The sequence below is a fragment of the Mesorhizobium sp. M4A.F.Ca.ET.022.05.2.1 genome, assembly GCF_003998845.1.
Taxonomy (GTDB): domain Bacteria; phylum Pseudomonadota; class Alphaproteobacteria; order Rhizobiales; family Rhizobiaceae; genus Mesorhizobium.
The window spans coordinates 1-6232 of sequence record NZ_RZOJ01000355.1; the positions used below are offsets into that span (position 1 = coordinate 1).

The following is a 6232-nucleotide window of genomic DNA, read 5'->3' on the forward strand; positions in this document are numbered from 1 at the left end:
ACCCGGGATCGCGTGTTGACCTGATCGGCAGCTTTGCCTGTGGCGCCCGCCATTGGACGCCGTGTCTCTTGGCCCCGAGGGACCTACATTCCTAAAAGCAGGAAGCGTGCCAGTTCGACAGCGCGCTGAATTATCAAATAATATCAATGCGAAACCGCAGCCGCGCGACTTTTGACGAGCCCGGCGGAGGATCAAAGATTAGTCAGAACGCCTTGCACGGCAGCATAAAATTTGTGCAGTGCGGCAGATTGCCTACTGCCGATGCATTGCCTATTGCCGACGGAAACGCGCTTTCCGGTCATGGCGCTACTCCGCGGCCTCGACGAAGCGGTGGCGCTCATAGAGGAACTTCAGCACAGCCTCGCGGCAGCGCAGGAAGGTGCGGTCCGAGGCAAGCTCGATGCGTCGGCGCGGCCGGGCGAGCGGCACGGCAAGCACCTCGCCGATGGTTGCCGCCGGGCCGTTGGTCATCATCACGATGCGGTCGGACAGAAGCACCGCCTCGTCGACATCGTGGGTAATCATGATCATGGTCGTGCCGAGCCGGGCGTGGATGTCCATCACCGCGTCCTGGAGGTGGGCGCGGGTCAGCGCGTCGAGCGCGCCGAACGGCTCGTCGAGCAGCAGGATCTTCGGCTGCATGGCGAGCGCGCGGGCAATGCCGACGCGCTGCTTCATGCCACCGGATATCTCGGCCGGGCGCTTGTCCCTGGCATGCGCCATCTGCACGAGATCGAGGTTGCGCATGATCCACTCATGCCGCTCGGCCCGGCTTTTGGTGCGGCCGAAGACCTTGGAGACGGCAAGGTTGATGTTCTCGTAGACGGTGAGCCACGGCAGCAGCGAATGGTTCTGGAACACCACGGCGCGCTCAGGTCCCGGGCTGTCGACCTCCTTGTCCTCGAGCAGCACGGCGCCCGAGGAGACCCTGGTCAGCCCGGCGATGAGGTTGAGCAAGGTCGACTTGCCGCAGCCCGAATGGCCGATGATGGAGACGAACTCGCCCCTGTCGATGGTGAGCCTGATATCCTTCAGCACCTCGCTGACCTGGCCGCCGCGGGCGAAGGATTTGTCGATATGGTCGAGCTTCAGATAGGCGGTCATGGCGCCCTCCTCACTTTGCCGTTGTGCCGCGGGTGACGAAGGCGCCGACCGCCGCGACCAGCCGGTCGAGGCAGAAGCCGGTGACGCCGATATAGACGAGCGCGACGATGATGTCGGGCAGCCGCGAGGAGTTCCACGCGTCCCAGATGAAGAAGCCGATGCCGACGCCGCCGGTCAGCATCTCGGCGGCGACGATGGCGAGCCAAGAGAGCCCGACGCCGATCCTCAGGCCGGTGAAGATGTAGGGGGCGGCCGCCGGCACCATGATCTTGACGAAGAACTCGAGCTGGTTGAGCCGCAGGATGCGGGCGACGTTGCGGTAATCCTCCGGGATGTTGCGGACGCCGACGGCTGTATTGATGATCACCGGCCAGATCGAGGTGATGAAAATTACGAACAGCGCCGACGGATTGGAATCGCGGAAGGCGGCGAGCGACAGCGGCAGCCAGGCGAGCGGCGGCACGGTCCGCAGGATCTGGAACACCGGGTCGAGGCCGCGCATCGCCCACACCGACTGGCCGACCAGCGCGCCCAGCGCCACGCCGACCACCGCCGCCATGCCGAAGCCGATGGCGACGCGCTGCAGCGAGATCAGCACTCGCCAGGCAAGGCCGATGTCCTGCGGGCCGTTGTCGAAGAACGGATGCGCGATCAGGTCATAGGCCTCGTTCCACACCTGGCTCGGCGGCGGCAGGCTGGCCGTCGGCGACGAGCAGGCGACCTGCCAGACGACGAGCAGGACGAGGATGACAACGGCCGGCGGCACCAGAGCCGTCGCCAGCTTGCCGGCAACGGCCAGCGGGTCGATGCGGCGCCTCGCCTTTGCGGTGAAGGCGATCACCTCGGCGGGCTTTACGGGAAACGCCTTCACCTTGGTGTCCTCGACGGTTTGGATGGACATGTCTTCGCGAAGCTCCGTGGGGTCAGTGGCGACAACGGCGCGAGCGCCGTTGCGCTTGGGGCGGTGCCGGCGACAAACGGCGCTTTGGCGCCGTTTGCGCTTTGGCGACGACGGCGTGCTGCGCCGTCGCGCCTAAGCAGAAGCCTTGATCTTCAGGCTGTCGAGATAGGCTGACGGGTTGGCCGGGTCGAAGCTCTTGCCGTCGAAGAAGGTCTCGACGCCGCGCGACGAGGAGGCCGGGATGTCGCTTGCCGCGACGCCCAGATCCTTCGCCGCCTCGCGCCACAGATCCTCGCGGTTGACCTGGTCGACCAGCGCCTTGATGTCGGTGGTCGGCGCGAACTTGCCCCAGCGGATGTTCTCGGCGAGGAACCAGGCATCATGGCTCTTAAAGGGGTAGGAAACCCCGCCCTTCCAGAACTTCATGTAGAGGTCGGTGCCCTTGGCGACGCGGTCGTTGCCGTAGTTGATGTCGCCCTTGAGGCGGCCGATGATGTCGGCGAGCGGCACGTTCATCCATTGCCGCTTGCCGATGATGGAGGCCATCTCCTCCTTGTTCTCCATCGCCTCGCACCATTGCTGGGCTTCCATGACGGCCATCAGGATGGCCTTGGTGGCGTTGGGATATTTCTCGATGAAGGCGGCGCGCAGGCCGAGGGCCTTTTCCGGATGGCCCTTCCACAATTCACCCGTGGTGGCGGCGGTGAAGCCGATGCCCTGGTGGACGAGCTGCTCGTTCCACGGCTCGCCGACGCAGAACACGTCCATGTTGCCGACCTTCATGTTGGCCACCATCTGCGGCGGCGGCACGACGATGGTCGAGACGTCCTTGTCGGGATCGATGCCGCCGGCGGCCAGCCAGTAGCGTATCCAGAGGTCATGCGTGCCGCCCGGGAAGGTCATGGCGGCCTTGACCTCGTTGCCGGCGGCCTTCTTGGCCGCAAAAGCCTCCTTCAGCTTGGAGGCGTCGAGGCCGACGCCGGTGGCGGCGTATTCCTGGGCGACTGAAATGCCCTGGCAGTCGTAGTTCAGCCGCGCCACGATCGCCATCGGCATCGGCTGCTTGTTCTGCGTCACCTTGCCGGTATGCATGAGGTAGGGCATCGGCGTCAGGATATGGGCGCCGTCGATGCCGTTGGCCTCGCCGCCGAGCACCAGATTGTCGCGCGTCGCGCCCCAGGAGGCCTGCTTCAGCACCTCGACATCGGGCATGCCGTATTTGGCGAACAGCCCCTTCTCCTTCGCGATCATCAGCGGCGCCGCGTCGGTGAGCGCGATGAAGCCGAGCTTGGCGCCGGTCACTTCCGGCGCGGCGGTCGCCGCATAGGCGCCCGAAGGCAGGAGCTTGCGCGCCGCCACCAGCAGCCCCGCCGTCAGCGCGCTTCTGGCGAGGAAGTCGCGACGCGACATGCCCTTGAGGGTGGTTCCAGTTCCGATCCGTTTCGTCATCGTCATCTCCGGTTGGACGCCGCTTGGGACCGGCGCCGTCGATTGCGTGTTCGGTCAAAACAAAAAGCTGCCGGCCAGGTCGCTCGCGTCCGTACATCCGGGATCGCGTGTCGACCTGAGCGGCAGCTTTGCCTGTGGCGCCCGCCATTGGACGCCTGTTCCGTGACTCCGCGAGGAGCCTGGTTATTGCAATGCAGAAACCGTGCCAGTTTCAGATGAGATGACGAACACCAATTAAATCAACTGCATAGAACAAGGATCGGCACGCCGACCCGCAGGACGCACAGGCCAAAGATTGTTCATTAGCACAAGCGCACGCACAATTATTGTGCAATGCACAAGAGTGGCGCAAAAATAATCAGGTCCGCAAAACCAGCTCTCGACACGGTGATTTTGACAGATTGGGACGTCACGGCGCGGATCCTGGGATCTGCGCCGCGTCGCTTCGCTCCAGGATGACGACGACATGGCGCTTCGGCTATCTCCAAGGCGTCCGATCCGGCACCCCGCCCTATCGACATGTCAGAACGTCTGCGCCAGGGAGCCAGCCGATTGCGGGCCGGCAATATAGGCCGGGTCAGCCTGAGACAATTTCGTAGTGCAGAACCTGGACGTCGCCGAGGGTCGATCTTCGTCCAGGCGAGATGACGCCGGAGCCGAAGAGGAGAATATCTTCGCGGCGCACGAATACTTCATGGTCGGGTCCCATCGACACAAATGTGCCCGACGAGCTTCGCTCGATAAGCCGGGCCTTGCCATTTGAAATGGTGAAGGTGGCGTGGTGCCTTGAGACCCAGGGCAGATCGACGACGATATTGCATTCCGGAGATCGGCCGAACGTCACGAATTCGTTGTTTCGGCAGGATCGCAACTGATCTCCATAGCCGATGACTAGCTTGATCTGCGGCGGCGGGACGGAGCGCCTATCGACAATGGTGCCCCGGCTGGCGATGTGCGTATTACTGAGGGTCCCGTCGTCGCTCCTCAGAGTATAGACATCGAAGAGTTCTTGCTTCCCCTTGAAAGCCATCTTGTCGAGGAGCCGCAGGCCACTGCGGCTCCCCGCGGTAAGGCCTTCGAAGAAGCTCTGGCTGATCAGCACCTCCCCGGGGTTGGCCGTGCTGGACAACCTGGCGGTGACGTTGATAACGTCGCCGAATACCGCGCCCCGCGCGCGAATGACCGCCCCGAAATGTAATCCGATACGGGCGCACAACGGGCCTTTCGTCAATTGGTGGCTGATTTGGCAGGCGGCCCTCAGCGCGGTCTCCGGGCTCTCGAACAGGCTGAGTACGTCATCGCCCTTCGAGTAAATGAAATCGCCGCCGTGCTGGGCGACGATCGCTCCCATTGCGTCCAGGCAATCCGAAACCTGCTGCAGAGCGGCATCGTCGCCGATGCGCTCATAGAGAGGCGTGCTGCCCACGACATCGGCCAAAAGGACTGCGGCCAGAAGTCTTTCCTGATCCATCGATCTCGTATCCGCCCGAGAACGCAGCGTATATAGCACACCAAAATTGCCTTTGACTTATCAACTTGCGCGCATTGGCGATCCGCTACCCCGGCACGTCGGATCTACTGCGCCAAGGAACCAGCGTGTTTCTGGCCGGCAATGTAGGCTTCGATCTCGTCGGGATCGAAGATCTGGCCGTCGAAGAACCCGTCCGGGCCCAGCACCAGGCTTGCGCCTGCCGAACCGACAGGGGTCGCGGCCTTCAGCGCGCCTTCGACCTTGGCATTGGCGCCGGGCAACGCCACGCCGAGCGGCTTCAGCGCCGAGCGATAGAGGTCGGGCCGGTAGCAGTTCCAGGCGATGGCGAGGTTTTCCGGCGTGTGCGCCAACTGCCCCCAGCGCACCATCTGCGTGTAGAACCACAGCGCATGGCTCTTCCACGGAAAATTCGCCGCCTTGTCGAAGGGCACGAAGAAATCCGCGATCGCCCGCTCGGCGCCGCCGCCGAGCCTGAGTTGTCCGGTCAGGATCGGCATCTGCACCGCAGCCGGCAGGCCGAGGAAGCCCGGCCCGGCCATCAGCGCCGCCAGTTCGGCATGGTTCGCCGGGTCCTGACACCAGCGCGCCGAATGATGCAATGCACGCAGCAGCGCCGCCAGCGCCTCCGGATTCTCCTCCGCCCAGGCCTTGCGCACGCCGATCACCTTCTCCGGGCTGTTGCGCCACAGCAGCGCCTTGACGGTGACGATATGGCCGATGCCGACGGCGACCGCGGCGCTGTTCCAGGGCTCGCCGACGCAGTAGCCGTCGATGCGGCCGGCGGCCAGCGCATCGGCCATGAAGGGCGGCGGCACGATGACGATCTCGATGTCGCGCTCGGGATCGATGCCGCAGGCGGCGAGCCAGTAGCGCAGTTCGTAGTTATGCCCGGAATGCGGATGCACGACGGCGAAGCGCAGCGGCTCGCTCCCCGTGGTGGCCCGCCCGCGGATCAGCGCGCCAAGAGCGGCCCCTGCCCGCGCGGGATCGAGATCGGGTTCCGCGCCATGCGCCGCCATGCCGTCCCAGACGACATTGGAGACTGTGACGCAATTGCCGCCGAGGCTGAGCGAGAACGGAACAATGGTTTCGGAGGCGATCGGCGTGAGGCCGAGGCTGCAGGCCAACGGCATCGGCCCCAGCATGTGCGCCAGATGGAAATGGCCGATGGCGATGCGGTCGCGGATGTTGGCCCAGGAGGTCTCGCGATGCAGCGTCAGCTCGATACCCTCGCGCGCGGCAAAGCCCAGTTCGCCGGCCGCCACCAGCACGGCGCTGTCGAAAAG

Annotated in this window: 5 protein-coding genes; all 5 read right to left on the reverse strand. The window is 64.4% G+C overall.

Features of this window, described 5'->3' with window-relative positions; all coding sequences use genetic code 11:
* Positions 1-306: 306 nt before the first annotated feature.
* Positions 307-1104 (reverse strand): ABC transporter ATP-binding protein, encoded by a 798-nt coding sequence (locus tag EN745_RS27305; RefSeq protein ID WP_127422693.1) that lies wholly within the window; start codon positions 1102-1104, stop codon positions 307-309.
* Positions 1105-1114: 10 nt separating this feature from the next.
* Positions 1115-2005 carry a nitrate ABC transporter permease gene (ntrB, locus tag EN745_RS27310; RefSeq protein WP_127422694.1) on the reverse strand — a complete coding sequence of 297 codons (891 nt, stop codon included), beginning with the start codon at positions 2003-2005 and terminating at the stop codon, positions 1115-1117.
* A gap of 132 nt (positions 2006-2137) precedes the next feature.
* On the reverse strand, positions 2138-3454 hold the full coding sequence (locus EN745_RS27315) for a CmpA/NrtA family ABC transporter substrate-binding protein (protein ID WP_127422695.1): 1317 nt from the start codon (positions 3452-3454) through the stop codon (positions 2138-2140).
* Between the two features lie 577 nt (positions 3455-4031).
* The gene (locus EN745_RS27320; protein WP_127407532.1) at positions 4032-4925 is read right to left on the reverse strand and encodes an FHA domain-containing protein; all 894 of its coding nucleotides are present in this window, start codon (positions 4923-4925) and stop codon (positions 4032-4034) included.
* 104 nt (positions 4926-5029) lie between these two features.
* A partial coding sequence (locus EN745_RS27325; RefSeq protein WP_127422696.1) for a CmpA/NrtA family ABC transporter substrate-binding protein occupies positions 5030-6232 on the reverse strand: 1203 nt, incomplete at its 5' end.

Excerpts from the sequence above, each read along its gene's own strand:
- EN745_RS27315 (WP_127422695.1), bottom strand. The coding sequence starts at position 3,454 with ATGACGAAACGGATCGGAACTGGAACCACCCTCAAGGGCATGTCGCGT.
- EN745_RS27320 (WP_127407532.1), bottom strand. The coding sequence starts at position 4,925 with ATGGATCAGGAAAGACTTCTGGCCGCAGTCCTTTTGGCCGATGTCGTG.
- EN745_RS27305 (WP_127422693.1), bottom strand. The coding sequence starts at position 1,104 with ATGACCGCCTATCTGAAGCTCGACCATATCGACAAATCCTTCGCCCGC.
- ntrB (WP_127422694.1), bottom strand. The coding sequence starts at position 2,005 with ATGTCCATCCAAACCGTCGAGGACACCAAGGTGAAGGCGTTTCCCGTA.